The following is a 25,757-nucleotide window of genomic DNA, read 5'->3' on the forward strand; positions in this document are numbered from 1 at the left end:
CTCAGCGGGGCAGGTCGCAGACCAGGACCAGCGTCCCGGGGACGAGCGCACCGCGGGCCGGGGACCACTGGCCCCAGGTCTCGGTCCGGCCCGGGGTCCACTCGGGCTCCACCAGGTCGGCCAGCACGAACCCGGCCGCCACCACGTCGCGCACCCAGTCCCCAACCGTGCGGTGGTGCTCGACGTAGACCACGGTGCCGGCGCCGTCGGTCTCCACGTAGGGCGTGCGGTCGAAGTAGGACCCCACCACGGTGAGGTCGGCCGGGTCGGGGGAGTCGGGGAACGGCCAGCGCAGCGGGTGGTTCACCGAGGCGACGAACCGCCCGCCCGGGCGCAGCACCCGGGCCACCTCCGCCAGCGCGCCGCGGACGTCGGCCACGAACGGCAGACCGCCGAACGCCGAGCACGCCAGGTCGACGCTGTGGTCGGCCAGCGGCAGGGCACCGATGTCGGCCTGCAGCAGGGTGGGGGACAGCCCGGTGCTCGCGTTGAGCTCGCGCGCCCGGGCCAGCATCCCGGCCGACAGGTCCAGGGCCACCACCTGCGCGCCGGCGGCGGTCAGCCAGCGGGCGCACGGGGCCGAGCCGCAGCCGACCTCGAGGACCCGGCGGCCGGCGACGTCGCCGAGCAGTCGGGCGTCGGCCTCGCGCAGCCCCTCGGGACCCCACAGGAAGTCCGCGTCGCCCAGGTCGGCGCCGTGCTCGGCGAGGTAGGCGGGAGCCGCCGCGTCCCACCAGCCGCGGTTGGCCCGCACCGACTCGGCCTCGGACACCTCGCGGCGCTCCACCCCGCCGGCCAGCGGGTAGCCGTCGGAGGCGAGGGGGAGGGGAGCGGGCATCCGGCGATGCTGGCACGGCCGGCGTCCGGGGCGGGAGGCCGTGGTGGACCCACCCGGGAGGGGTACGTACCATGGGACGTGCGCCAGAGGTCTGTGGTGCCGGCGGCCCCCGGGTCGCCCTCCCACCTCTCCCGTGAACCCCACCCCGGTCATCGCGGCCGGGGCACGTCCCTGTCCCTCCACACCCCCCGTCCGGAGCACTCGACCACATGACCTCCACCCAGGTCCGTCCCGACAGCACCACCACCCCGCAGGTCGCCATCAACGACATCGGCTCCGAGGCGGACTTCCTCGCAGCCATCGACCTGACGATCAAGTACTTCAACGACGGAGACATCGTCGAGGGAGTCATCGTCAAGGTCGACCGCGACGAGGTGCTGCTGGACATCGGCTACAAGACCGAGGGCGTCATCCCCTCGCGCGAGCTCTCCATCAAGCACGACGTCGACCCCAACGAGGTCGTCAAGGTCGGCGACGAGGTGGAAGCCCTCGTCCTCCAGAAGGAGGACAAGGAAGGCCGGCTGATCCTCTCCAAGAAGCGCGCGCAGTACGAGCGCGCCTGGGGCACGATCGAGGCGAAGAAGGAAGCCGACGAGGTCGTCACCGGCACCGTCATCGAGGTCGTCAAGGGCGGCCTGATCCTCGACATCGGCCTGCGCGGGTTCCTCCCCGCCTCGCTGGTCGAGATGCGTCGCGTCCGCGACCTGCAGCCCTACGTGGGCCGCGAGCTCGAGGCCAAGATCATCGAGCTCGACAAGAACCGCAACAACGTGGTCCTGTCCCGCCGCCAGTGGCTGGAGCAGACCCAGTCCGAGGTGCGCAGCGAGTTCCTCAACAAGCTCGCCAAGGGCCAGGTCCGCACCGGTCAGGTCTCCTCGATCGTCAACTTCGGTGCCTTCGTGGACCTGGGCGGCGTCGACGGCCTGGTGCACGTCTCCGAGCTGTCCTGGAAGCACATCGACCACCCGTCCGAGGTCGTCGAGGTCGGCCAGGAGGTCACCGTCGAGGTCCTCGACGTCGACCTGGACCGCGAGCGCGTCTCCCTGTCGCTGAAGGCGACCCAGGAGGACCCGTGGCGTCAGTTCGCCCGGACCCACCAGATCGGGCAGGTCGTGCCCGGCAAGGTCACCAAGCTCGTCCCCTTCGGTGCGTTCGTGCGCGTCGACGAGGGCATCGAGGGCCTGGTGCACATCTCCGAGCTGGCCGAGCGCCACGTCGAGATCCCGGAGCAGGTCGCGCAGGTCGGCGACGAGATCCTGGTCAAGGTCATCGACATCGACCTCGACCGTCGTCGCATCTCGCTGTCGCTGAAGCAGGCCAACGAGGGCGTCATCGCCGAGGACGACCAGTTCGACCCGGCCGCCTACGGCATGGCCGCGTCGTACGACGAGCAGGGGAACTACGTGTACCCCGAGGGCTTCGACTCCGACACCGGCGAGTGGCGCGAGGGCTTCGACACCCAGCGCGAGGAGTGGGAGCGGCAGTACGCCGAGGCCCAGGCCCGCTTCGAGGCGCACCAGAAGCAGATCGTCGCGGCCCGCGAGGCCGACGCCGAGGCTGCGGCCGGTGGCAGCTACTCCAGCGACGCTCCCGAGTCGGACTCCGGTCCGGCCGCGAGCACCGGTGCTCCGTCCTCGGGCGGCGGCACCCTGGCCTCCGACGAGGCGCTGGCCGCGCTGCGGGCCAAGCTCGCCGGCGGCGAGTGACCCGCTGATCGCATGACCGTGCGCCGTCCACCCCACCGGGTGGGCGGCGCACTGTCGTCCCTGGGGCTGGTGGGCCTGCTGGGGACGGCGGGGTGCGCCGGGTTCGCCGGGGCGGCACCGGACCCCGCGCCGACGACCAGCACCGCCCCCACCACCTCGGCCGCCCCCGTGGCGACCACGGCGGCGGCCCCGGCCTTCCAGCTGCCTGCCACCTGCGCCGACCTGCTCACCGTCAGCGAGGTGAACGAGGCGCTCGGGGTGCGGCTGCCGGGCACGTCGACCTACCTGCTCGGGCAGGCCGAGCCCGGGGTCGGCCGCACCGGTCGGGTCACCTGCGGGTACGGCGTCACCCCGGCCACCGGCACTGCCGGGGCCAGTGACCCGCTGCTGCAGGTCACCGTGGCGACCTACACCGACACCGCGTCGGCGGCGGCCCGGCTCGAGCTGGCCGCCGAGTCGGGGCGGGCTGCCGGAGCGGTGGTCGAGGACGCCGTCGTGCCGGGTACCGACGCCGTCCTGGTCGCCGGTCCGGCCGACACCACCCTGGTCGCCGTGGTGGCCGCCCGGACCTACGTGGTCACCCTCGTGCCGGGCCTGCTCGACGCGCCCGGGACCCGGACGGCCCTGACGGCCCTCGCCGTCGCCGCTGCCGGGCCCGCTGCCGAACCCGCTGCGGGGACGACGACGTCCCCGCCGACCGGGCGGCCAGCGGGGACGTCGACGAGCGCACCGACCGGCTGAGCGCCGGCCGTCGCGGTCAGAGGCTGAGGATGATCGCGAACGCCGAGCGCGGTCGGCCACCGGCGTTGCTCAGGAAGTCCCACGTGTGGCGCCCGGTGGGCACCGACGGCAGCAGGGCACGCAGCCAGGCCACCAGGCCCGTGCGCGGCGTCGCGGAGCGCTCCAGGCGGGCGGCCACGGCGGGCAGCTCCGAGCAGCGGACGCCGCCGGCGACGTCGAGCCGGTGCCGACCCGGAGCGCGGCGGTCGGCGACGGCCGACGGGGACTCCAGCGTCGTGGAACGGGACATGGTCGTGCCTACCTCTCTCGGCGGCGCCCTCGGTCGGGGGAGGGAAGGCGTCAGGGAGGAACGTAGGTCGTGTGACGCGTGGGACTGGTGCGACGCGCCGGACTCCTGGGGCTGCAGGGCCCGTCGTCATCGGATCGTGACCTCGACGGCGTGCGGGTGAGGTCCGGGCCGGGGTGTGCGAGGGTCGCGGCATGCTGAGGATCGGGTTGACCGGGGGCATCGGGTCGGGCAAGAGCACCGTGGCCGCGTTGCTCGTGGAGCGCGGGGCCCGGTTGGTCGACGCCGACCGCTTAGCCCGCGAGGTGGTGGCACCGGGCACCCCGGGGTTGGCCGCGGTCGTCGAGGCGTTCGGGGACGGCGTGCTGGGCCCGGACGGCGGCCTGGACCGTCCTGCCCTGGCGGCGGTGGTCTTCGCCGACCCCGAGCAGCGCGCCCGGTTGGACGCCGTCGTGCACCCGCTGGTCCGGGCCCGGGCCGCCGAGCTGGTCGCCGCCGCGCCCGAGGGCGCCGTGGTGGTGCAGGACGTGCCGCTGCTGGTCGAGACCGGCCAGGCCGGCTCCTTCGACGTCGTCCTGGTCGTGCAGGCCGACCTGGAGGTCCGGCTGACCCGGCTGGTGGAGCGCGGGATGACCCGGGAGGACGCCCAGGCGCGGATCCGCGGCCAGGCGACCGACGAGCAGCGGGCCGCGGTCGCCGACGTGGTGCTGGTCAACGACGGCACCAGGGACGAGCTCGCCGACCAGGTGGCCGCCTTCTGGGCGCAGCGGGTCGCCGGCCGGGTCTGAGGACGACGAAGGCCCCGGAGCAGCTGCTCCGGGGCCTTGCGTTCTGTGGGCGATACTGGGATCGAACCAGTGACCTCTTCCGTGTCAGGGAAGCGCGCTACCGCTGCGCCAATCGCCCGTGCTGTTCCCGACCCCCGCCTCGATCACGCCCGGGGGCCGTCGAGGTGGAGACGGGATTTGAACCCGTGTAGACGGCTTTGCAGGCCGTTGCCTCGCCTCTCGGCCACTCCACCGCACACGAGCCCCGATCGTGAGATCGGGGCCCGGTTCCGAGCGGATGACGGGATTCGAACCCGCGACCCTCACCTTGGCAAGGTGATGCTCTACCACTGAGCCACATCCGCAGTGCATCGACAACTCTAGACGACCCCTCAGACGCCTCTGCACAGGGGGGTCACCGGGGGGTGTCCGCCGGGTGAACCCGCAGGTCAGCGGTCAGCGGCCGTCCGCGTCGGGCCGTTCGCAGCGCAGCAGCGCGACGAGCTCGGGCTCGACGTCGACGACCTCGGACTCCTGACCGCGGGGGACCAGCCGCTCGGTGTCGGCCACGAACCCGGCCAGCACGGCGCGGGACAGCTCGAACAGCGCGTGCCCGGAGGGGGCGCGCAGCTCCAGGAAGAGCACGTCGCCGGGGGTGCGGGCCGGCCACAGCCGGATGTCCCCGTCGCCCGAGGGCCGGCTCAGCCCGGCGTGCAGCAGGTCGCGGGCGACCAGCCACTCCACGCCGCTGCCTGCGTCGTCGCCGTCGACGGCCTCGGCGCGGCCGCCGAAGCGGATCCGGACGGCGAAGGGGTCACCGGAGTCGTAGCGCAGGGCCGCCGACACCTCCGTCCACGAGGTGGGGCCGACCAGCTGCAGCGTCGTGCGGGTCGAGCAACCCGGCATCACAGGACTCGCCATGCCCGCACAACGACCGGGCGGCGGGGAGGTGACGGATCGGGCGGCGTGTCCGGCGACCACCCGCACGGGTGGCCCGGGCCGCGCGCTGAACCGGAAAGCGCCCCCGTGGCGAATGCGACGTGTGACCATGGGACTCGTGACCCGACCCCCGAGGCGTGCGGAGGACGCGGCCGCCGATGCAGAGCTGGTGCGCCGCGTGCAGGCGGGGGACCGCGGTGCGATCGACGACCTCTACGACCGGTTCCGCCGTCCGGCCTTCGCGCTGGCCCGCCGCGTGCTCGCCGACGACACCCTGGCCGAGGACGTGCTGCAGGACGTGTTCCTCGCGGTGTGGAAGGACCCGGGTGCCTTCGACGGTGCGCGGGGCAGCTTCGCGTCCTGGTTGTTGGCGATGGTCCACCACAAGGCCGTCGACGCCGTCCGGCGCGAGGAGTCCCACCGGCGGCGGCAGACCCGGGCCGAGGACGACCTGCGGCTGACCGAGCCCACCGCGCACGGCGACGTCGAGGACGAGGCCGCCGACCGGGTGGTCGCCGAGCGCGTGCGGAAGGCGCTGCAGGGGCTGCCCGCCGCCCAGCGCGAGGCGCTGACGCTGGCCTACTACGGCGGCTACACCCAGCGCGAGGTCGCGGCGCTGACCGACACCCCGCTGGGCACGGTGAAGACCAGGATGCTGGCCGGCATGCGCCGGCTGAAGGAGAACATGGGCAGCTCGCTGGGCGGGGCGCTCGGCGCGGCTGCGATCGAGGGGGGTACCCGATGAGCGGGCGGCAGGCACGTCGCGAGGACGCCGACCACCAGCTGTTCGACGAGCTGGCCGTGGGCTGGGCCCTCCACGCGCTCGAGCCCGAGGACGAGGCCGGCTTCGAGGCCCACCTCGCCGGCTGCGCCCGCTGCACCGCGACCGTCGCCGACACCACCGAGGCCATGGCCGCGATGGCGTCCGACCTGCCGGCCGCCGAGCCCTCGCCGGGCCTGCGCGACCGTCTGCGCGCCGCGGTGGCCGAGACGGAGCAGGTGCACCGCCCCGAGGACGACCGGGACGCCGTGGTCGACCGCGGGTTCGCACCCGAGGTGCCCGCGACCGTCGTGGCGTTCCCCGGCCCGGCCGCCCGCGCGGCCCGGCACCGCCCTTCCCGCACCGGGTGGCGGCACGCGCTGCCCAACGCCCTGGTGGCCGCCGGGGTGGCGGCGATCCTCGCCCTGGGTGCGTGGAACGTCGTCCTGACCCAGGACCGCGACTCCGCGCAGGCCACCGCTGACTCCCAGGCCTCGGTGATGTCCTCGCTGCTCTCGCCCGGTGAGGTCACGGTCGCCCCGATGCAGCACGACGGCCGCACCGTGGCCACCGTCCTCGCCCGCGACGGGCAGGCCCAGGTCGTGGTGGACGGCATGACCGCCAACGACCGGACCGACAGCACCTACGTGCTGTGGGGGATGACCCAGGGCACCCCGGTGGCGCTGGGCACGTTCGACGTGGTGGCCGACGGGGTCGACCTGCGGACCGTAGGGTCCGACGCGACCGGGTTGGACGACTACACCGCCTACGGCATCAGCATCGAGCCCGGTCGCACCGCTCCGGCGTCCCCGTCGGAGATCGTCGCGAACGGGCAGGTGACCAGTTGAGCAGCAGCGGGTCGGACACGGCGACCGCACCCGGGGGACGTCGTCCCCGGGAGTCCGCCGACGAGCGCCGGGCGCGCTACGACGGCGACGACACGGTCAGCCTGCGCGAGCGGATCGGCCGCCGGCCGTGGCGGAAGCGGTTGGCCGCCAACCGGACCTCGGACACCGCCTACCGCGCCGGGGTGGGCGTCGTCGGCGGGCTGCTGCTGGCCTTCGGCCTGGTCACCATCCCGCTGCCCGGCCCGGGCTGGCTGACGGTCATCGCCGCGCTGTTCGTGCTGGCCACGGAGTTCACCTGGGCCGAGCGGCTGCTGGAGTTCACCAAGCGCAACGTGAAGGTCTGGACCGACTGGCTCGGCCGGCAGCCGATCTGGGTGCGCGGGCTGGTCGCGCTGGTGACGGCGGCGTTCGTGTACGGCGTCATCGTGGTCGTGCTGCACCTGCTCGGCGTCCCGTCCTGGGTCCCGGGGTGGGTGCCGCTCTGGCGGTAGCCGTCTGGCACACTGTTGCGAGCACCGCAGCCGGGCGATTGGCTCAGCGGTAGAGCGCTTCGTTCACACCGAAGAGGTCACTGGTTCGATCCCAGTATCGCCCACAGCAAGAACCCCCAGGTCAGGGGCCGCATCCACTAGGGTGCGGCCCCTGCTGCGTTCCTGGGCGTGCGCCGCTGGTGCGCCAGGCTCATTAGCGTCGTGCTGGCGGATGGCGTTCCAGGTCGCACGCGGCGAGTCGACCTTGTGGACGAGGCAGTGTCGGTACCGTGCGGGACACCACGACCACGGGGGACTCGATGCGCCGCGCTGCCCTGCTCTGCCTGCCAGCTCTTCTCCTCGCAGCGTGCGGGGGGACCGACAACGATTCCTCCAGCACTGGCCCAACGGTTACGTCCAGCAGCTCGTCGGCCACCACCAGCGCGGCTCCGGAGCCGGTTGAGCCCTATGAGGCCTACACCGACGCCGTCTCGGCTCGCGGCATCTCCCCGGGCATCACCGAGCAGGAGGCCGTCAGCGTCGCAGGCAACACCTGCGACAACACCGTCGCGGACATGTCTGGCCTGGTGACCGGGATGCAGTCGCTCTACACCGAGAGCGAGCTGGCTGAGGTGTTGGTGGACCGGGCCTATTTCATTGACGCCTACTGCCCGGACGCTCGAGTGGTCTACGACGCGGGCACTCAGGCCGCGCTCGGAGTCGTGGTCCCTCCTGCGTGATCACCCGGCCACCCCCGGACAGGAACATGGCGATGCGGTCGACCTGATGCGCTGGCCGCTCAGCCGCTGCTCGTGCGACGGCTGCGCGGCAGCCGGATGCGCGGCCGAGCCGCGCGCTAGCGTCTCGGAACGACCATGACCACGGGGGAACCATGACCAACCCAGCTGGGATGCCCCAGACGTTCGAGCAGTACCAGGCTAGCCACCTGGAGCGGCAGACGAGGGCCATCGAGGCCCAGGCCCGGGACGTGTCGACGATCAAGTTGATCCTGCAGGTCTTCTTCTGGGTGACCGTCGTCGGCGTGCTGCTGGTATTGATCCAGATCGCCGACGCCAACCGGTAGTACCCGGACGATGAGTAAGCCCTACCGACCACCCATGCGGGTGGTCAGTGGGGCTTCGTTCTGTCGGTGACCGGGCATACCGTGGAAGCTGCTCCCGCCGGTTACCCCCGTGGCCGGCGGGAGCCATATGCGAGGTGGTCGTGCAGCAGCTCGAGGCGACGGTGTCCTTCCCGTCCCCGGGCCGGGCCCGAGCCGAGGCCGCGCTTCGGGGCCGGCTGCGCCTGGCCGCCGCCGACGCCGGCGCGCACCCCGATTGGACGTCATGGTCGTCACCGACCTGGACGACGACGTCGACGACCACGGGCGCACTTGGTGGCGGTGGTCAGCGACGGTTGGCCTCCTGCCGCAGGCCTGACGGCTGCCGACGTGGTGGGCGCGGTCGACCGGGAAGAGTGGTATATTTCGCGGTATGATCTACACGGCCTCGCCCGACAACGTGGTGATGCTCCTCGGCGATAAGTCGATGGAGCTCTTCCGGACGGCGGTGGACGGAGCACGCGAGGACTACAACCGGTACGTCGGCGCCTTCCCCGTCTGGGCAGCGCAGGACTGCGGACGGATGACGTTCAACCTGATCCACGAGCGCATCTGGCACCGGGTCGTCGACCTGAGTGAGGACCTCGACGGTCTGCACGCTGTGGAGAAGGGCACCACGCGAAATCTGCACATCGGCAGCCAGTTCCAGGTGCGGTTCAAGCTGCACGACAGCGCCGGAGGGGTGGTCAGCTACCCGACCCAGACCGCGCTCGACTTCTGGGCCGAGCCGCCAGCCACCCTGCCGTCGATGGAATGCGTCAACCTCGCGGTCGGCTACGAGTGGGACAAGAACCTGGGCAGTATGGGCCGGGCCGTTATGAGCTTGCACGTCAGCATGGACAAGCCGCTGTGGGTGATCGAGCTGCCCAGGATCGGCGGCGAGGGCAGCGGCGACATTTCGGTGATCCAGGGCCCGGTCGACGGGCCGCAGCTGCCCACCATCGTGATGCCGAGCGCACCCGCGCGGGAGATTGGCCGAGGATGAGCACGCTCGGAGCGGCCATCGAGATGGCCCGCCGGGCCGGAGGATGGACACAGGGCGAGATCGCAGAGCGCGCTGGCGTGACTCAGGCGACGTTGTCTCGGTGGGAGCACGACCTCCGCACTCCGAGCGACGAAGACCTTCGGTCAATCGCGGCGGCGGTGGGCGTGACCCCCGACATCCTTCTTCGCGGTCGAGACATTGAGGGCGCGCTGGGCGTCGACGTGCATATGCGCAAGTCGAAGACCGCCCCACCTACCAAATGGCGGATGCTAGAGGCGCGCCTGAACCTTCACCGGCTCCGCGCGGGCAAGCTGCTCGAGCAGGTGCAGATGCAGGCGCGAAATACCGTGCCGACCTTCGATCCGTTCGAGACTGCGCCTGACGACGCGGCGCGCATGGTGCGGATGCAGTGGCGGATGCCTGCTGGACCGGTCCGGCAGCTGATGGGGTGGATGGAGTCAGCTGGCTGCGTTGTGGTCGAGGAGGACTTCGGCACCCGTCGGGTCGAGGGCTTGTCGCAGTGGATCGCCGGGCACCCTGTTGCGCTGATCAACAGCACCGCGCCGACCGACCGGAAGCGACTCACCCTGGCGCACGAGCTGGGGCATCTGTGCCTGCACCGCAACGAACCCACCGACGACATCGAGCGCGACGCGTTCGCGTTCGCAGCCGAGTTCCTGATGCCCTCGCAGGCCATCAAGTCACAGCTTCGGAACCCCGAACTGGGCCGACTGCTCCACCTAAAGCGTGAGTGGGGGGTGTCCGTGCAGGCATTAATCGAGAGGGCGGCGAGTCTGGGCACGATCACAGGGCAGAGGCGTTCGGCTCTCTACCGGCAGATCTCAGCTCTGGGGTGGAAGACCAGCGAGCCAGGCAGCGAGGAGGTTGCTGTTGAGCACCCGACGCTGGCCGCCAGCATCGGCGACGCGATGCGCGCGAGTGGGCTGACCACGCAGGACATCGCGGTGATGGTCGGCTACGCGACGGGGGACGACCTCGGCCCTTACACAGGAACGCAGCACCACGGCCTGCGTGTGATCGGCGGCAACACGGTCCGTTAGGTGTCGACCGTGCGCCACCACCACGACGCCAGCGCCCCCGCCCGGCCGTAGCCGAGTGGGGGCGCTGGCGTTGTCCTCACTTCTGTTGTGGCCGGTAGTGGCGCTGGTCTGCCGGCGGCGGGCGGGCTGCCGCCGGCCCGAGGGTCTGGCGGCAGCACTGCCTGGTCTATTCCCCGTTGCCGTCGCGGACGTGCTGTTCGATCTGCGCGGAAGGCACCCGGTCGCCGCAAATGCAGTCGACGCTCTCCGTTGCTTTCTGCGGGTCGTAGGTGGTGTTGGGCTTAATGGCGTGGCGTGCGGTCTCAGTCATGGCCGCAGTCCTACCCCCGGACCCCTATGGGTGTGCAACCCGCGACGGGCGCGTCGTGTCGGGCACAGCCGACCGGAACTGGGCACCAACGGTCGGGCGCAGGATGCCGGAGATAGACGACAAAGCGTCAGCGCAGCAAGATGGTTCCGCGACCGCTCCCCCCTGCGGCTAACTCCCGGTCCTCTCAACCAGAAAGGCCAGTAGGGGGAGGTGGAGGGTGGAGCTCATAGTGCTCTGCTTGATCATTCTGCGGTTTCTGCTTCGCGAGACGAAGTAGGGCAGACGGCGCGGGCGGGGTGGGAGTGCTACGAGGTTCCCACCCCGTCCTAATGGGCAATACTGGACGGCCCAGAAACCTCCGTGCAGGTAGCGTCCGCCCGACAGCAAGGGCCCCGGCGTCGACTGGCATCGACCCGGGGCGTGGCCGATCTGGGGGATCGACATGGGCAAGCTTAGCTCTGAGGGCGTGCCGCCAGAGGATCAGCCGATGATCACGGTCAAGCCCATCCCCGAGGGAGAGCGCACCGACTGGCTGCCGGCGTGGTGCACCAAGTGTGGGCTGCCCTGGGAGACTCAGTTCGCCGTGGACGGCGACGGATCGTTCTCCGAGATGACGATCGGACCCTGTCCTCGCTGCGGCGGAGATGGCGTCGTCTCCGACGGCTACCTGAAGATGACCCAGTTCGCCGCGAAGACCCTGCGGGGCCTCGATCGGTCTCAGCTGGAGGGTCTGCAGTCGGAGCTGCGATCCATGCGGGGGACCGGGGTGAGTCAGGCGGAGCTTGCCAACCGGTTGACGACTACCGACCCGGCTCTCGCCCCGGTGGCCATGTGGCTGTCCAACCAGAACAACCGGATGGAGGTCGGCATGTGGATCAGCGCGGTCATTGCGCTGATTGCGCTGATCATCGCCGCACGATCGCCGGCACCCATCTCGGAGAGGCAAATCGAGCAGATGGTTCGGTCGGTGGTCGAGCAGACCACCGGATCTACCGCGAGCCCGGGACGCAACCAGACTTGCCCGTGCTGGAGCGGGCTGAAGTGGAAGCACTGCCACGGGTCCCCGGTCGTCCGATCCATGCCCAGTACGCCACCTGGACCAGCGTGACCGCGAGCAGGATGACCCACAAGCCCGGCCACCTGTCGGTGTAGACCAAACCCACGAGCGACAGCGCAGCAGTGAGCGCCGCGGCCGTCAGCGCCCGGTGACGCTGCTGGTCTGTACTGGTCACGCAACCCATCCTCTCGGACCGTCCTACGGTTGCACCATGGATGCTGATGACCTGTTCATCGACACCCTCGAAGATCTCCGTCGAAGGACTGATCTGCGGGCGTCCGAGTACGACATGGTCCAGGCCTCCGGGCTCATCCGCCGCCTGGTGATGGATGGTCGGCCGCTGTACGCCGAAGTCAACAGGCAGTTTTGTCTTCGTCTCAGCTTTAGGTGGGGGCGCCTGCGTGTAGCGACCGGAGCCGAAGGGGGAGTCGCGTGGGTGCCGGGTAGCTGGCTTGACCCAATTCTCCTGGATCTGCACCCGGAGATGCAGTCGGAAGAACTTCGTCGCGTCAATGCCGACTCCCCACCCTGGGAGGGGACGCTCCAGCAGTTCCTGAGCCACGACACCCTTGTTCGGGGTGACGAGAAGGTCACCATCCGGGAGTTGATCAAGCACTACGCCAACCGAGAAGGCGGCGTGCACTACGACGCAGCACCACCTGAGAAGGAGCTGCTGGCGCACCTGCGGGCGGAGTCCGAGAGCGCGCTACGGCTGACTGTGCTGGCGGCTGGCCGGATCATCTATCGCGGTCTTGAGCCACTGGCGGCCGCGGTCATGTTGGCCGAGCGGCCCGGCCCGTTTGGATTGAGGACAGACAGCGAAGCGGTGACGCCTTATGTGGCGGAGACCCAGCCACGGTCGCGCTCGACACCAAGCGCCGGCTGAGGCTATGGGACTGAGCGGAGAGCACCCCAGGTCGCCAGCAGCGTGAGATTAGCGTTGTCCCAGCGGGTGTCGGCGTTGGCGTTGCTGCCGGCGTCGCTGGGCTGCTGGCCATCGGGCTCGTCGTCTCCGTACTGATCAGCACCGGCGCGTTCCGCGGCGGCCAGGACGTCGACGTGTCGTTCTCGCTCACCGACTCCGACCTGGGAAAGAGCTGCAACGGCACCGGCGGGTACAGCGACATTGGCTCCGGGACGCCGGTCCGGGTGACCGATGGGGACGGCGCTCTGCTCGGAGCGGCCAGCCTCGGGGACGGCGCGTACATCGGCGGCGGCTGCCTTCGGTCGGTGACGGTCTCTGACCTCGGTGACGCGGCCTTCTACTCCGTCGAGGTCGGCGACCAAGGCCAGATCAGCAAGAGCGCCGCCGAGCTCGAGGCGGATGGCTGGAGCTTCGACGTCTCGCTCGGCTGACCCGGCCCGTGCACCGCTGGTGCGCCAGGACGACGGACAGCGCCTGCATCCCTGACACCCTCGACACCTGAACCGCCAGGTCAGCAGCTCTCGCCCAGGTCAGCGCGGAGGTCCACCAGCGTTCACACCGAAGAGGTCACTGGTTCGATCCCAGTATCGCCCACCGCACACGGCCCCCTCCCGCGCCGGGAGGGGGCCGTCGTCGTCTCAGGCCGGTCCGTAGACCAGGTGCGCGACGCCGTTGCTGAGCCGGTCGGCCGACAGCAGCGACAGCGCGGTCTGCGGCGTGCCCGGCGGGAAGAGCGTGATCCCGGTGCCGACGGCGACCGGGTAGACGAAGAGGTGCAGCTCGTCGACCAGGCCGTCGGCGACCAGGGCCCGCACCAGCGTGGCGCTGCCGCTGACGTACAGGTCGTGCTCGGCGCGCAGTGCCCGGATGCGGTCGGCGTCGTAGCCGCCCAGGACCGTCGCCGGGCCCCAGGACGGGTCGGTCAGGGTCCCGGAGACGACGAACTTCTCGGTGTCGTTGAAGAACGGCGCGCCGGGGTCATCGGCGGCCGTGCGGGTGGACCAGGCCGGGCCGAACATCTCGTAGGTCGTGCGGCCCAGCAGGATGCCCGTCGCGCCGGCGGTGAGGCCGCCGACCGCGGCGGCCAGGTCCTCGGGGAACCCGTAGGGCATCGTCCACATCGGGGCGTCGACCACCCCGTCGACGGTGGTGAACAGGTGGACCTTGATGCTGCCCATGGCGTGCGCTCCCGGGGTCGGTGGGTGGTTCGTCGTCGTCAGGACCGGCACGGGCCCCAGGACTCATCGTCCCCGGCACGCGGCCGCGTCCGGGGGGAGCATGGACCCCGTGTCCGCCCAGCCCGACCGCGCCGCGCGCCTGTCCGCGGCGCTGGACCGGGACGGCCCGACCTGCGTGTGGTGCGGGCGCACGTTCGACCGCTGGGTGCACCCGACCACCGAGCACCTGGTGCCGCGGGTGCGGGGCGGTCCGTCGTGGGCCGAGAACGAGGTCGCCGCGTGCAGCCGCTGCAACGCCGAGCGCGGCCACCGCGGGGCCGTCGAGTGGCTGACCGAGTGCCGGGCCCGGGGCTGGCAGCCCGACGCCGAGCGGGTGGCCCGGGCGCTGGATGCCCTGGCCGCGGCGGTCGCCGAGCGGGGCGGTCAGCGCCGGGCCCGCCCGCACCTGGACGCCCAGCTCCGCCGGCTGCGGGCCGGGTAGGCCGGGGCACCGTCGCGCCGGTCGGGGTGCTGGCGCCCGGCCACTACGCTCGCAGGAGCCCGAACACCCCGATCGTCAGGAGCCCCCTGTGTCTGCCGCGCCCGCCGAATCCGCCGTCGTCACCGTCCTGGTGCCGGCCGGGACCACGGCCACCCAGGCGCTCAAGGACGCCGGGGTCCCGCTCAAGGGTCCCGACGGCGCGGTCGTCGTGCGGGTCGCCGGTGAGCTCAAGGACCTCGCCTGGGTCCCCGACGCCGACACCGAGGTCGAGCCCGTCCCGGCCGCGAGCCCGGACGGCCGCGCGGTGATCCGGCACTCCACCGCCCACGTGCTCGCCCAGGCCGTGCAGGACCTGTTTCCCGGCACCCGGCTGGGCATCGGCCCGCCGGTGGAGAACGGCTTCTACTACGACGTCGACCCCGAGCGGCCCTTCACCCCCGAGGACCTGCAGGCGATCGAGAAGCGCATGCAGGCCATCGTCAAGGAGGGCCAGTTCTTCGCCCGCCGCGAGATCAGCGACGACGACGCCCGGGCCGAGCTGGCGCACGAGCCGTACAAGCTCGAGCTGATCGGCCTCAAGGGCGGGGCCGGTGAGGCAGCCGAGGGTGCCGACGTCGAGGTGGGCGGCGCGCAGCTGACCATGTACGACAACCTCGACCCGAGGTCGAAGGAACGGGTCTGGACCGACCTGTGCCGCGGCCCGCACCTGCCGCGCACCTCGACCATCCCGGCGTTCGCGCTGACCCGGGCGGCCGCCGCCTACTGGCGCGGCAGCGAGAAGAACCCGCAGCTGCAGCGGGTGTACGGCACCGCGTGGGAGTCCAAGGACGCCCTGAAGGCCCACCAGGAGCAGCAGGCCGAGGCCGAGCGCCGCGACCACCGCAAGCTGGGCGCCGAGCTGGACCTCTTCAGCTTCCCCGACCAGGTCGGGTCCGGGCTGGCGGTCTTCCACCCCAAGGGCGGGATCATCCGGCGCGAGCTGGAGAAGTACAGCCAGCGGCGGCACGAGGAGGCCGGCTACTCCTTCGTCAACACCCCGCACATCACCAAGGGCCAGCTGTTCGAGACCTCGGGCCACCTGGACTGGTACGCCGAGGGCATGTACCCGGCGATGCAGCTCGACGAGGAGCGCGACAGCGAGGGCGTCGTCCGCCGGCAGGGGCAGGACTACTACCTCAAGCCGATGAACTGCCCGATGCACAACCTGGTCTTCGACTCCCGCGGCCGGTCCTACCGCGAGCTGCCGCTGCGGCTGTTCGAGTTCGGCACCGTCTACCGGTACGAGAAGTCCGGTGTGGTGCACGGCCTGACCCGGGCCCGCGGGTTCACCCAGGACGACGCGCACATCTACTGCACCCCCGAGCAGATGGCCGGCGAGCTCAAGGCCCTGCTGGACTTCGTGCTGGGCCTGCTGGCCGACTACGGCCTCAGCGACTTCTACCTGGAGCTGTCCACCCGCAACCCGGAGAAGTCCGTGGGCACCGACGAGAGCTGGGAGCGGGCCACCGAGGCGCTGCGCCAGGCCGCCGTCGACTCCGGCCTCGAGCTCTTCCCGGACCCGGGCGGCGCGGCGTTCTACGGCCCGAAGATCTCCGTGCAGGCCAAGGACGCCATCGGGCGCACCTGGCAGATGTCGACCATCCAGGTCGACTTCAACCTGCCCGAGCGCTTCGGTCTGGAGTACACCGCCGCCGACGGGTCCCGGCAGCGGCCGGTGATGCTGCACCGGGCGCTGTTCGGCTCCATCGAGCGGTTCTTCGGCGTGCTCACCGAGCACTACGCCGGCGCCTTCCCGGCGTGGCTGGCCCCGGTGCAGGTGGTCGGCATCCCGATCACCGACGACCAGATCCCGTACCTGGAGGACGTCGCCCGGCAGCTGCGGGCCCGCGGCCTGCGGGTCGAGGTCGACGACTCCGACGACCGGATGCAGAAGAAGATCCGCAACGCCTCCAAGCAGAAGGTGCCCTTCGTGCTCATCGCCGGGGCCACCGACGCCGAGGCCGGCGCGGTGTCCTTCCGCTACCGGGACGGCAGCCAGCGCAACGGGGTGCCCGTCGCCGAGGCCGTCGAGGCGGTCGCCGACTGGGTCGCCCAGCGCCGCAACGACGACCCGACGGCCCCGGCCGAGGTCGCCGCCGCCGAGACCACCGCGTGAACCCGGACGACGGAGGGCCGACGACGGTCTTCGAGCGGCTCTGGACCCCGTACCGGATGGCCTACATCCAGGGCGAGGGCAAGCCGACCGACGCCCACGACTGCCCGTTCTGCCTGATCCCGGCGATGAGCGACGTCGACGGGTTGGTCGTGGCCCGCGGCGAGACCGTCTACGCCGTGCTGAACAAGTTCCCGTACAACCCCGGGCACCTGATGGTCGTCCCGTACCGGCACGTCGCCGACTACACCGACCTCACCGTCGCCGAGGTCGCCGAGCTCGGGGCCTGCACCCAGACCGCGATGGCCGTGGTGCGCGAGGTCAGCGGCGCGCACGGGTTCAACATCGGGATGAACCAGGGCTCGGTGGCCGGGGCCGGCATCGCCGACCACCTGCACCAGCACGCCGTCCCGCGCTGGGGCGGGGACACCAACTTCATGCCGGTGCTCGGGCTGACCCGGGTGCTGCCGCAGGTGCTCACCGACACCCGGCAGCTGCTCGCCGACGCCTGGCCCGCCCCCGAGGCCGGCTGATGCTCGGGGTCAACCTGCGGCCGGCCGTGGCCAAGGTGTGGGCGCCCGTCGTCCGCACCCTGCTGCGGCTCGGGGTCACCGCCGACGCGATCACCCTCCTCGGCACGGTCGGGGCGGTGGTCTCCGCGGTGTTCGTCATCGGCAACGGCGTGCTGTTCTGGGGCGCCTTCGCGGTCACCGTGTTCGTGCTGCTGGACATGCTCGACGGCGCGCTGGCCCGGGCCCGCGGCGGCGGCTCGGTCTTCGGCGCGGTGCTGGACTCCACCGGCGACCGGGCCGCCGACGCGGCGATCTTCGCCGGGCTGGTCTGGTGGTTCTCCGGCGAGGGCGACAACCGCATGGTCGTGTGGCTGTCGCTGACCTGCCTGGTGCTGGGCGTGCTGACCTCCTACGTCAAGGCCCGCGCCGAGGGAATGGGCCTGACCTGCGACGTCGGCCTGGTCGAGCGCACCGAGCGGCTGATCCTGATCCTGGTCGGCACCGGCTTCACCGGCCTGGGCATCCCGTACGCGCTGCAGGTCTGCCTCTGGCTGCTGCTGGTGGGCTCCACGATCACGGTCGGGCAGCGGTTCGCCACGGTCTACCAGCAGTCCCGCGGGCAGGCGCTGCCGGTGACGCCCCCGACCCCGTGAGCCGGGTCGAGGCCCTGCGGGACCGCCTGGTCGACGCCGGGTACGCCGCTGGCTGGGGCGCGGTCAAGGCGCTGCCCGAGCCGGTGGCCCGCGCGGCGTTCGACCGGGCCGGCGGCTGGGCCGCCGGCCGGCAGGGGAAGGGCGTCCGCCAGCTGCGGGCCAACCTCGCCGTCGTCACCGGGCTGACCGGGGACGACCTCGACGCCCTGACCGCCGACGCGCTGCGCTCCTACGCCCGGTACTGGATGGAGGCCTTCCGGCTGCCCACGCTGGGGGTGCCCCGGCTGCTGGCCGGCACCACCGTCGTCGGCACCGAGCACCTGGACGCCGCCCGCGCCGCCGGCCGGCCCGTCGTCCTCGCGCTGCCGCACAGCGGCAACTGGGACGCCGCCGGGGTCTGGCTCGTCGACTGGCTCGGCGGGCCGTTCATGACCGTCGCCGAGCGGCTGCGGCCCGAGGCGCTGTACGAGCGCTTCCTGGCCTACCGGGAGTCCCTGGGCTTCCGCGTCGTGCCGCTCACCGGGGGAGCCCGGCCGAGTTCCGCGCTGCTCAAGGAGTGGCTGGGCGCGGGCCGGTCGGCGTGCCTGCTGGTGGACCGCGACCTGACCGCGGCCGGCATCCCGGTCACCTTCTTCGACCGGCCCACCACGATGCCCGGCGGCCCGGCCCTGCTGGCCGCGCAGACCGGTGCCGCGCTGATGCCGGTGGTCTCGCACTTCGACGGCACGGGCTGGCGGCACACCGTCCACGCCGAGGTCGACGTGCACGGCGCGGGCCGGCTGCGCGAGCGGGTGCACGCCGGCATGCAGGGGGTGGCCGACGCCTTCGCGGTCAGCATCGCCCAGCGGCCCGTGGACTGGCACCAGCTCGGCCGGATCTGGGCCGACGTCACCCCGGACCCGGCCCGGTGAGGATCGGCCTGGTCTGCCCGTACCAGTGGGACGTGCCCGGCGGGGTGCAGTACCACGTGCGCGACCTCGCCGACACGCTGCGCGGGCTGGGCCACCACGTCGAGATCCTCACCCCGGCCCTGCACGAGGAGAACCTGCCCGCCGAGCACGTCACCTGGGCCGGCCGGGCCAACGCGGTGCCCTACAACGGGTCCATGGCCAGCTGGCAGTTCGGCCCCGTGTCGGCCACCCGGGTCCGCCGCTGGCTGCGCGACGGGCACTTCGACGTCGTCCACGTGCACGAGCCGGCGCCGCCGTCGGTGTCGCTGCTGGTCTGCATGCTGGCCCGCGGGCCGATCGTGGCCACCTTCCACGCCGCCGCCATCCGCTCGCTGTTCCTCTCCGCCTGGGGCCCGGTCGTGCGCCCGTGGCTGGAGCGGATCGCCGGCCGGATCGCGGTGTCGGACTTCGCCCGCCGGCTGCAGGTCGAGCACCTGGGCGGGGACGCCGTCGTCATCCCCAACGGCGTGCACGTGCACGCCTTCGCCGAGGGCCCGGTGCTGCCCGGGTACCAGCGGGGGAGCAGCACGCCGACGGTGGGCTTCCTGGGCCGCTACGACGAGCCGCGCAAGGGCCTGCCGGTGCTGCTGGAGGCGATGCGCACCGTCGTCCGGGAGTGCCCCGGTGCCCGGTTGCTGGTCGCCGGCCGCGGCGACCCCGACGAGCTGCGCGCCCTGCTGGGGCCGGACCTGGAACCGGCCGTGACGTTGCTCGGCGAGCTGTCCGAGCCGGACAAGGCCGCCTTCCTGCGGTCGGTCGACGTGTACTGCGCCCCCAACCTGATGGGGGAGAGCTTCGGCATCGTGCTGGTCGAGGCCATGGCCGCCGGTGCCCCCGTGGTCGCCGCCGACCTCGACGCGTTCGCCCGCGTGCTCGAGGACGGCGACGCCGGCGTGCTGGTCCGCCGCGGCGACGCCAGCGCCCTGGCCCGGGTGCTGGTCGACCTGCTGGCCTCCCCGGCGCGGCGGGCGGAGCTGACCGCCGCCGGGCACCGCCGGGCCGCGGACTTCGACTGGGCCACGCTGGCCCAGCAGGTGCTCGCCGTCTACGAGACCGTCGCGCCGCCGGGCGGCGGCGAGGTCACCGCGGCCGACGACGACCCGCCCGACGTCGAGCCCGCGGAGACCCCGGCCGCCGACCGGTTCCTGCCCCGCTGGCTGCGCCGCGGACCGGGGGCCTGAGGACGGCGGTAGCGTCCTCCGGCGTGGCACCGACCAGCTGGACCCTCCTCGTCGCCGGGGTGCTGCTCGTCCTGCTGCTGGTCTGGGTCACGTTCACCCTCACCCGCCTGCGCCGGCTGGAGAGCCGGGTGACCCGCGCCTGGGACGTGCTGGACGTCGCGCTGGCCCGGCGGGCCGACCTGCTGGCCGCGGTGGGCCGGGAGCGTTCGGCCGAGCTGGGCCCCGACCGGGGCGCCGCGCTCACCGGCGCCGTCGAGGTGTCCCGCCGTCCCCCGGGCGGGGACCGGGAGGCCGCGGAGAACGCGCTGGGCCGCGTGCTGCGGGAGCTGCCCGGGTCCTTGCGCGGACCCGAGCTGGACGACGCCGGCTGGCGCGTCGGGCTGGCCCGCCGGTTCTACAACGACGCGGTCCGGGACACCCGGGCCCTGCGCCGCCGGCCGCTGGCGCGGGTGCTGCGGCTGCCCGGCCGTCGTCCGCTGCCCCGGTTCTTCGACATCGACGACGGCCTGGACGCGGTGGTCGGTGCCGGGCGGTCGGAGGGCCGCTGACACGGACCTAGGATGGGTCGTCCGCAACCGACCCGACTCCGAGGCAGGCACCACCATGTCCGAGACCACCCCGAGCACCACCGGCACCGACCGCGTCAAGCGCGGCATGGCCGAGCAGCTCAAGGGCGGCGTGATCATGGACGTCGTCGACGCCGCGCAGGCCCGGATCGCCGAGGACGCCGGCGCCGTCGCCGTGATGGCCCTCGAGCGGGTCCCCGCCGACATCCGCGCCCAGGGCGGCATCGCCCGCATGAGCGACCCGGACATGATCGACGGCATCATCGCCGCGGTCTCCATCCCGGTGATGGCCAAGGCCCGGATCGGGCACTTCGTCGAGGCCCGCGTGCTGCAGAGCCTGGGCGTGGACTACATCGACGAGTCCGAGGTGCTGACCCCGGCCGACGAGGCGCACCACATCGTCAAGACCGACTTCACCGTGCCCTTCGTCTGCGGTGCCACCGACCTGGGCGAGGCGCTGCGGCGGATCTCCGAGGGCGCGGCGATGATCCGCTCCAAGGGCGAGGCCGGCACCGGCAACGTCGTGGAGGCCACCCGGCACATGCGCTCGATCCGTGCGGGCATCCGCCGGCTGTCGACCCTGGACGAGACCGAGCTCTACGTGGCGGCCAAGGAGCTGCGCGCGCCCTACGACCTGGTCCTCGAGGTCGCCCGCACCGGGAAGCTCCCGACCGTGCTGTTCACCGCCGGCGGCATCGCCACCCCCGCGGACGCGGCGATGATGATGCAGCTGGGCGCCGACGGCGTCTTCGTCGGCTCGGGCATCTTCAAGTCCGGCGACCCGGCGCAGCGCGCGGCCGCCATCGTGCAGGCCACCACCTTCCACGACGACCCGTCGGTGATCGCCAAGGTCAGCCGCGGTCTCGGCGAGGCCATGGTCGGGATCAACATCGACCAGATCCCGGCCGAGCAGCGGTACGCGAACCGCGGCTGGTGAGCGCGCCCCGCATCGGGGTGCTCGCGCTGCAGGGCGACGTCCGGGAGCACCGCGCCGTGCTCGAGGCGCAGGGCGCCCGTACGTCGGCCGTCCGGCGGCCCGAGGAGCTCGACGGCCTCGACGGCCTCGTGCTCCCGGGCGGGGAGTCCACGACCATCGCCAAGCTCGCCCACCGCTGGGGGCTGCTGGAGCCGCTGCGCGCTGCCGTCCGCGGCGGGCTGCCCGCCTACGGGTCCTGCGCCGGGATGATCCTGCTGGCCGACCGGCTGCTGGACGCCCCGGCCGACCAGCAGACCATCGGCGGGCTGGACGTCACCGTGCGGCGCAACGCCTTCGGCCGGCAGGTCGACAGCTTCGAGTCCGAGGTCGACGTAGCCGGGGTCCCGGGTGGCCCGGTGCACGCGGTCTTCATCCGCGCGCCGTGGGTCGAGGAGGCCGGCGAGCAGGTGCAGGTCCTCGGCCGGGTCTCCGGCGGACCGGCCGACGGTAGGATCGTCGCGGTCCGCCAGGGCAGCGTCGTCGCCACCAGCTTCCACCCGGAGCTCACCGGCGACACCCGGCTGCACCGGCTCTTCGTCGAGTTGGTGCGCGCCGCCGCCTGAGCGGAGGAGACGTGCGGACGGCGCCGACGACGGCGCCACCAGGTGAGGAGCAGCGATGAGCGGCCATTCCAAGTGGGCGACGACCAAGCACAAGAAGGCTGGCATCGACGCCAAGCGGAGCAAGCTCTTCGCGAAGCTGATCAAGAACATCGAGGTCGCGGCGCGCACCGGCGGCGGTGACGTGCAGGGCAACCCGACGCTGTTCGACGCCGTCCAGCGCGCCAAGAAGTCCTCGGTGCCGATCGACAACATCAACCGCGCGGTCAAGCGCGGTGCGGGCCTGGAGGCCGGCGGTGTCGAGTACCAGGGCATCACCTACGAGGGCTACGCCGCCGGCGGTGTCGCGGTGCTCATCGAGTGCCTCACCGACAACAAGAACCGCTCGGCCATGGAGGTCCGCACCGCCATGACCCGCAACGGCGGTTCGATGGCCGATCCCGGCTCGGTGTCCTACATGTTCAGCCGCAAGGGCGTCGTGGTCGTGCCCTCGACCGGCACCAGCGAGGACGCCGTCATGGAGGCCGTGCTGGACGCCGGCGCCGAGGAGGTGCGCGACCTCGGCGACACCTTCGAGGTGGTCAGCGAGCCCACCGACCTGGTCGCCGTCCGCACCGCGCTGCAGGACGCCGGGATCGACTACGACTCCGCCGAGGCCGCCTTCGTGCCCAGCGTGCAGGTCGAGCTGGACGAGGACGCCGCGGGCAAGGTCTTCCGGCTGATCGACGCCCTCGAGGACTGCGACGACGTGCAGAACGTGTACGCCAACTACGACGTGTCCGACGACGTCATGGAGAAGATCGCCGCTGACGCCTGACGTGTCGCGCCCGGGTCGGGCCTCGGTGGCCCGTACCCTGTCGAACACTTGTTCGTCCGAGGGGGAGCCGTGCGCGTGCTGGGGATCGACCCGGGGTTGACCCGGTGCGGGTGGGGCGTCGTCGACGGTCGGCCCGGGGCCCGTCCGGCGGCCGTCGGGGTCGGGGTGGTCCGCAGCGACCACACCCTGGCCCTGGAGCTGCGCCTGCTCGAGCTGCACACCGCGGTCACCGCGCTGGTCCGCGAGCACCAGCCCGACGTGGTGGCCATCGAGCGGGTCTTCCAGCAGAACAACAAGGGGACGGCGATCGGCACCGCGCAGGCCGCCGGGGTCGCCGCCCTCGCCGCCGCCCAGGCCAGCCGGCCGGTGCACTGGCACACCCCGAGCGAGGTCAAGGCCGCCATCTCCGGCAGCGGCCGCGCCGGCAAGGAGCAGGTCACGCTGATGGTCACCCGGATCCTCGGGCTGGACACCCCACCCCGGCCCGCCGACGCCGCCGACGCGCTGGCGCTGGCGGTCTGCCACGTCTGGCGCGGCCCCACCCAGGACCGGCTGCGGGTCGCCGCGCTGGCCACCGGCGCCGGCATCGCGCAGGGCCCGCTGACCACCGCACCGCGGCCGGCCGTGCGGGCCAGCCGCTGGCAGGGCATCGGGAGCGTGTCGTGATGGCCTCGTGATCGCCAGCGTCGCGGGACGGGTGGCCGCGGTCTCCCCGGACGGCGCCGTCGTCGAGGTCGGCGGCATCGGCCTGTCCGTGCAGTGCACCCCGGGCACGATCGCCCGCCTGCAGGTCGGCGAGGACGCCCGGCTGGCGACCAGCCTGGTGGTGCGCGAGGACTCGCTGACCCTCTACGGCTTCGCCGACGACGACGAGCGCCAGCTGTTCGAGCTGCTGCAGACCGCCAACGGCGTCGGCCCCCGGCTGGCCCAGGCGGTGCTGGCGATCCACCCGCCGCGCGACGTGCGCCGGGCGGTGGCCACCGCCGACCTCAAGGCGCTCATGCAGGTGCCCGGCATCGGCAAGAAGGGCGCCGAGCGGCTGGTCCTGGAGCTGCGCGACCGGTTGGGCTCGCCCACCGGGGACACCAGCCTGGACGCCGCCAGCGCCGCGGCCGGTGCCACCGGTCGCCAGGTCGCCCCGGTCGCCCCCTGGCGCGACCAGCTCACCACCGCCCTGGTCGGGCTGGGCTGGAGCGTGCGCGAGGCCGAGGGCGCGCTGGCCCAGCTCGCCCCGGTCGTCGACGAGCAGATCGCGGAGAACGGCAGCGTCGACGTCGCCGTCCTGCTCCGGCAGGCGCTGCGGCTGCTGGGCCGCGCATGACCTCGCCCGAGTCCGAGCCCGGCTCCGCGGCGAGCCCGTGGGCCGGTGACGAGGAGCGCGTCGTGGAGTCCGCGCTGCGCCCGCACTCGCTGGGGGAGTTCGTCGGCCAGCCGAAGGTCGCCCGGCAGCTGGACCTGGTGCTCGAGGGCGCCAAGCGCCGCGGTCGGCCGCCGGACCACGTGCTGCTGTCCGGACCGCCCGGCCTGGGCAAGACGTCGCTGGCGCTGATCATCGGGGCCGAGCTCGGCACCACCGTGAAGATCACCTCGGGCCCGGCGATCGAGCGGTCCGGGGACCTCGCCGCGATGCTGTCCAACCTCGGCGAGGGCGACGTGCTCTTCATCGACGAGATCCACCGGATCGCCCGGCCCGCCGAGGAACTGCTCTACATGGCGATGGAGGACTTCCGGGTCGACGTCGTGGTCGGCAAGGGGCCCGGTGCCACCGCGATCCCGCTGGAGATCTCGCCGTTCACGCTGGTCGGGGCCACCACCCGCGCCGGCCTGCTGACCGGTCCGCTGCGCGACCGGTTCGGCTTCGTGGGCCAGATGGAGTTCTACTCGACCGAGGACCTGCAGCTGGTGCTGCGCCGCAGCGCTGACCTGCTGGGGGTGGCCATCGACGCCGAGGGCGCTGCCGAGATCGCCGGCCGCTCCCGCGGCACCCCGCGGATCGCCAACCGGCTGCTGCGCCGGGTGCGCGACTACGCCGAGGTGCGCGCCGACGGCCGGGTGACCCGGGCGGTGGCCCGGGCCGCGCTGGCGCTCTACGACGTCGACGAGCTGGGCCTGGACCGGCTGGACCGCGAGGTGCTGCATGCCCTGGTCGCCAAGTTCAACGGCGGGCCGGTCGGCGTGGCCACCCTGGCGGTGGCCGTGGGGGAGGAGCCGCACACCGTCGAGGAGGTGTGCGAACCGTTCCTGGTACGGGCCGGGCTGCTGGCCCGGACCCCCCGCGGGCGGGTCGCCACGGAGGCCGCCTGGACCCACCTGGGGCTGCCCGTGCCCGACGGCGTGTGGCTGCGCGGGGGCACGCCGGGTGACCAGCCTGCGTCGCCCACCTTGTTCGACGCCTAGACTCCTCGGCGCCGGAGCGCCCGCCCCTGGGTGAGGTGCGCCCTGGCCCGGTCACGCCTGCGGGCGTACCGCAGCCGACGTCCCCGACGTGGCCGCCCCCCGGTGGCCACAACGACCGCGCGAACCCTGCGCGGTGGAGAGGCACGACAACCGTGGAGTTCTTCCCGCTGATCCTGCTGGTGCTCGCCTTCGCACTGCTGATCGTCCTGCCTGCCCGGCAGCGCAAGAAGATGGCCGCCAACGCCCAGGCGCTGCAGGAGTCCCTGACCGTCGGCACGCCGGTCATGCTGACCAGCGGCCTGCACGGCACGGTCGCCGCGATCGGCGAGGGCACCGTCGACATCGAGATCGCCCCCGGCGTCGTCGCCACCTTCGCCCGCCCGGCCGTGATGGAGGTGCGCACGAAGGACGGCGCCGTCCTCGACGCGCAGGCCGGCGAGGTCGTCCCGCCGACGGCCGAGCGCACCGGGTACGTGGACGGCGACGGCGACCCGGGCTCGACCACCGACCGCAAGGACTGA

32 protein-coding genes and 4 tRNA genes are annotated in these 25,757 nt (G+C 72.6%); 28 read left to right on the forward strand and 8 right to left on the reverse strand.

The features are described from left to right. Position 1: 1 nt before the first annotated feature. Positions 2-838, reverse strand: coding sequence for a class I SAM-dependent methyltransferase (locus tag UXQ13_RS04640; protein WP_225231737.1), 837 nt, complete (start codon positions 836-838; stop codon positions 2-4). A 209-nt stretch (positions 839-1,047) separates the two neighbouring features. Here UXQ13_RS04640 and rpsA point away from each other — a divergent pair, with 209 nt between their 5' ends. Both rpsA and UXQ13_RS04650 read left to right on the forward strand, forming a co-directional pair. Continuing rightward, positions 1,048-2,544 (forward strand): 30S ribosomal protein S1, encoded by a 1,497-nt coding sequence (gene rpsA / locus UXQ13_RS04645; RefSeq protein WP_225231914.1) that lies wholly within the window; start codon positions 1,048-1,050, stop codon positions 2,542-2,544. 12 nt (positions 2,545-2,556) lie between these two features. Then, positions 2,557-3,285 carry a hypothetical protein gene (locus UXQ13_RS04650; RefSeq protein ID WP_225231913.1) on the forward strand — a complete coding sequence of 243 codons (729 nt, stop codon included), beginning with the start codon at positions 2,557-2,559 and terminating at the stop codon, positions 3,283-3,285. Between the two features lie 16 nt (positions 3,286-3,301). Here the strand turns inward: UXQ13_RS04650 and UXQ13_RS04655 are convergent, their stop codons facing one another. Then, a complete protein-coding gene (locus tag UXQ13_RS04655) occupies positions 3,302-3,574 on the reverse strand; it encodes a hypothetical protein (protein ID WP_225231912.1) in 273 nt (90 codons plus the stop codon). 191 nt (positions 3,575-3,765) lie between these two features. Here UXQ13_RS04655 and coaE point away from each other — a divergent pair, with 191 nt between their 5' ends. Beyond that, on the forward strand, positions 3,766-4,359 hold the full coding sequence (coaE, locus tag UXQ13_RS04660) for a dephospho-CoA kinase (RefSeq protein WP_225231911.1): 594 nt from the start codon (positions 3,766-3,768) through the stop codon (positions 4,357-4,359). Positions 4,360-4,405: 46 nt separating this feature from the next. Here coaE and UXQ13_RS04665 read toward each other — a convergent pair. From UXQ13_RS04665 to UXQ13_RS04680, 4 genes are all read right to left on the reverse strand, one after another. Further along, positions 4,406-4,477: transfer RNA gene (locus UXQ13_RS04665), tRNA-Val, on the reverse strand. A gap of 44 nt (positions 4,478-4,521) precedes the next feature. Next, positions 4,522-4,592: transfer RNA gene (locus UXQ13_RS04670), tRNA-Cys, on the reverse strand. A gap of 39 nt (positions 4,593-4,631) precedes the next feature. Beyond that, positions 4,632-4,703 (reverse strand) — tRNA-Gly (locus UXQ13_RS04675). A 91-nt stretch (positions 4,704-4,794) separates the two neighbouring features. After that, on the reverse strand, positions 4,795-5,244 hold the full coding sequence (locus UXQ13_RS04680; protein WP_336391873.1) for an SsgA family sporulation/cell division regulator: 450 nt from the start codon (positions 5,242-5,244) through the stop codon (positions 4,795-4,797). Positions 5,245-5,386: 142 nt separating this feature from the next. On the opposite strand from UXQ13_RS04680, the gene UXQ13_RS04685 reads away from it, so the two are divergent. The 8 genes from UXQ13_RS04685 (at position 5,387) to UXQ13_RS04720 (ending at position 10,521) form a co-directional block, all read left to right on the forward strand. Further along, positions 5,387-6,022, forward strand: coding sequence for a sigma-70 family RNA polymerase sigma factor (locus tag UXQ13_RS04685; RefSeq protein WP_225231909.1), 636 nt, complete (start codon positions 5,387-5,389; stop codon positions 6,020-6,022). Further along, positions 6,019-6,885: an anti-sigma factor gene (locus tag UXQ13_RS04690; RefSeq protein ID WP_225231908.1), complete on the forward strand. Its 867-nt coding sequence runs from the start codon at positions 6,019-6,021 to the stop codon at positions 6,883-6,885. Before UXQ13_RS04685 ends, UXQ13_RS04690 begins: the two co-directional genes overlap by 4 nt. Next, positions 6,882-7,376, forward strand: a complete 495-nt coding sequence (locus UXQ13_RS04695) for a TIGR02611 family protein (protein WP_225231907.1) — start codon at positions 6,882-6,884, stop codon at positions 7,374-7,376. The genes UXQ13_RS04690 and UXQ13_RS04695 overlap by 4 nt, the downstream gene beginning before the upstream one ends. A 32-nt stretch (positions 7,377-7,408) precedes the next feature. Continuing rightward, a tRNA-Val gene (locus tag UXQ13_RS04700) sits at positions 7,409-7,480 on the forward strand. A gap of 165 nt (positions 7,481-7,645) precedes the next feature. Next, entirely contained in the window at positions 7,646-8,095 is a 450-nt protein-coding gene (locus UXQ13_RS04705; protein WP_225231906.1) for a hypothetical protein, read from the forward strand. Positions 8,096-8,265: 170 nt separating this feature from the next. Continuing rightward, positions 8,266-8,439, forward strand: coding sequence for a hypothetical protein (locus UXQ13_RS04710; RefSeq protein ID WP_225231905.1), 174 nt, complete (start codon positions 8,266-8,268; stop codon positions 8,437-8,439). A gap of 409 nt (positions 8,440-8,848) precedes the next feature. Beyond that, positions 8,849-9,460, forward strand: coding sequence for a hypothetical protein (locus tag UXQ13_RS04715; protein WP_225231904.1), 612 nt, complete (start codon positions 8,849-8,851; stop codon positions 9,458-9,460). Then, positions 9,457-10,521 carry a helix-turn-helix domain-containing protein gene (locus UXQ13_RS04720; protein ID WP_225231903.1) on the forward strand — a complete coding sequence of 355 codons (1,065 nt, stop codon included), beginning with the start codon at positions 9,457-9,459 and terminating at the stop codon, positions 10,519-10,521. The genes UXQ13_RS04715 and UXQ13_RS04720 overlap by 4 nt, the downstream gene beginning before the upstream one ends. A gap of 166 nt (positions 10,522-10,687) precedes the next feature. Here the strand turns inward: UXQ13_RS04720 and UXQ13_RS04725 are convergent, their stop codons facing one another. Continuing rightward, complete coding sequence (locus UXQ13_RS04725) at positions 10,688-10,831, reverse strand: hypothetical protein (protein WP_225231902.1); 144 nt, start codon at positions 10,829-10,831, stop codon at positions 10,688-10,690. Between the two features lie 487 nt (positions 10,832-11,318). On the opposite strand from UXQ13_RS04725, the gene UXQ13_RS04730 reads away from it, so the two are divergent. The 3 genes from UXQ13_RS04730 (at position 11,319) to UXQ13_RS04740 (ending at position 13,244) form a co-directional block, all read left to right on the forward strand. Next, positions 11,319-11,939, forward strand: a complete 621-nt coding sequence (locus UXQ13_RS04730) for an SEC-C metal-binding domain-containing protein (protein WP_225231901.1) — start codon at positions 11,319-11,321, stop codon at positions 11,937-11,939. Between the two features lie 160 nt (positions 11,940-12,099). Next, on the forward strand, positions 12,100-12,774 hold the full coding sequence (locus UXQ13_RS04735) for a hypothetical protein (protein ID WP_225231900.1): 675 nt from the start codon (positions 12,100-12,102) through the stop codon (positions 12,772-12,774). A gap of 173 nt (positions 12,775-12,947) precedes the next feature. Continuing rightward, positions 12,948-13,244: a hypothetical protein gene (locus UXQ13_RS04740; RefSeq protein WP_225231899.1), complete on the forward strand. Its 297-nt coding sequence runs from the start codon at positions 12,948-12,950 to the stop codon at positions 13,242-13,244. 207 nt (positions 13,245-13,451) lie between these two features. Here UXQ13_RS04740 and UXQ13_RS04745 read toward each other — a convergent pair whose 3' ends face one another. Then, complete coding sequence (locus UXQ13_RS04745; protein ID WP_225231898.1) at positions 13,452-13,991, reverse strand: dihydrofolate reductase family protein; 540 nt, start codon at positions 13,989-13,991, stop codon at positions 13,452-13,454. Positions 13,992-14,091: 100 nt separating this feature from the next. Between UXQ13_RS04745 and UXQ13_RS04750 the strand changes: the two genes are divergently transcribed. The 14 genes from UXQ13_RS04750 to yajC all read left to right on the forward strand — a co-directional run bounded on the left by UXQ13_RS04750 (position 14,092) and on the right by yajC (position 25,757). Further along, complete coding sequence (locus tag UXQ13_RS04750; RefSeq protein ID WP_225231897.1) at positions 14,092-14,472, forward strand: HNH endonuclease; 381 nt, start codon at positions 14,092-14,094, stop codon at positions 14,470-14,472. A gap of 88 nt (positions 14,473-14,560) precedes the next feature. Beyond that, on the forward strand, positions 14,561-16,627 hold the full coding sequence (gene thrS, locus UXQ13_RS04755) for a threonine--tRNA ligase (protein ID WP_225231896.1): 2,067 nt from the start codon (positions 14,561-14,563) through the stop codon (positions 16,625-16,627). Further along, on the forward strand, positions 16,624-17,157 hold the full coding sequence (locus tag UXQ13_RS04760; protein WP_225231895.1) for an HIT family protein: 534 nt from the start codon (positions 16,624-16,626) through the stop codon (positions 17,155-17,157). Before thrS ends, UXQ13_RS04760 begins: the two co-directional genes overlap by 4 nt. Continuing rightward, positions 17,157-17,789, forward strand: coding sequence for a phosphatidylinositol phosphate synthase (pgsA, locus tag UXQ13_RS04765; protein WP_225231894.1), 633 nt, complete (start codon positions 17,157-17,159; stop codon positions 17,787-17,789). Before UXQ13_RS04760 ends, pgsA begins: the two co-directional genes overlap by 1 nt. Continuing rightward, positions 17,786-18,700, forward strand: a complete 915-nt coding sequence (locus UXQ13_RS04770) for a phosphatidylinositol mannoside acyltransferase (RefSeq protein WP_225231893.1) — start codon at positions 17,786-17,788, stop codon at positions 18,698-18,700. Before pgsA ends, UXQ13_RS04770 begins: the two co-directional genes overlap by 4 nt. Continuing rightward, on the forward strand, positions 18,697-19,920 hold the full coding sequence (locus UXQ13_RS04775) for a glycosyltransferase family 4 protein (protein WP_225231892.1): 1,224 nt from the start codon (positions 18,697-18,699) through the stop codon (positions 19,918-19,920). The genes UXQ13_RS04770 and UXQ13_RS04775 overlap by 4 nt, the downstream gene beginning before the upstream one ends. 23 nt (positions 19,921-19,943) lie before the next feature. Continuing rightward, positions 19,944-20,468, forward strand: a complete 525-nt coding sequence (locus UXQ13_RS04780) for a LemA family protein (RefSeq protein ID WP_225231891.1) — start codon at positions 19,944-19,946, stop codon at positions 20,466-20,468. Between the two features lie 55 nt (positions 20,469-20,523). Next, a complete protein-coding gene (pdxS, locus tag UXQ13_RS04785; protein ID WP_225231890.1) occupies positions 20,524-21,423 on the forward strand; it encodes a pyridoxal 5'-phosphate synthase lyase subunit PdxS in 900 nt (299 codons plus the stop codon). Then, complete coding sequence (pdxT, locus tag UXQ13_RS04790) at positions 21,420-22,025, forward strand: pyridoxal 5'-phosphate synthase glutaminase subunit PdxT (protein WP_225231889.1); 606 nt, start codon at positions 21,420-21,422, stop codon at positions 22,023-22,025. Before pdxS ends, pdxT begins: the two co-directional genes overlap by 4 nt. A 55-nt stretch (positions 22,026-22,080) precedes the next feature. Further along, a complete protein-coding gene (locus tag UXQ13_RS04795) occupies positions 22,081-22,839 on the forward strand; it encodes a YebC/PmpR family DNA-binding transcriptional regulator (protein WP_056299502.1) in 759 nt (252 codons plus the stop codon). A gap of 75 nt (positions 22,840-22,914) precedes the next feature. Continuing rightward, entirely contained in the window at positions 22,915-23,505 is a 591-nt protein-coding gene (gene ruvC / locus UXQ13_RS04800; protein WP_225231888.1) for a crossover junction endodeoxyribonuclease RuvC, read from the forward strand. Between the two features lie 7 nt (positions 23,506-23,512). Continuing rightward, positions 23,513-24,160 carry a Holliday junction branch migration protein RuvA gene (gene ruvA / locus UXQ13_RS04805; protein ID WP_225231887.1) on the forward strand — a complete coding sequence of 216 codons (648 nt, stop codon included), beginning with the start codon at positions 23,513-23,515 and terminating at the stop codon, positions 24,158-24,160. Continuing rightward, entirely contained in the window at positions 24,157-25,236 is a 1,080-nt protein-coding gene (gene ruvB / locus UXQ13_RS04810; protein ID WP_225231886.1) for a Holliday junction branch migration DNA helicase RuvB, read from the forward strand. The genes ruvA and ruvB overlap by 4 nt, the downstream gene beginning before the upstream one ends. Positions 25,237-25,388: 152 nt before the next feature. Beyond that, positions 25,389-25,757, forward strand: coding sequence for a preprotein translocase subunit YajC (gene yajC / locus UXQ13_RS04815; protein WP_225231885.1), 369 nt, complete (start codon positions 25,389-25,391; stop codon positions 25,755-25,757).

The organism is Klenkia terrae, from assembly GCF_037083865.1.
Classification (GTDB): Bacteria; Actinomycetota; Actinomycetes; order Mycobacteriales; family Geodermatophilaceae; genus Klenkia; species Klenkia terrae.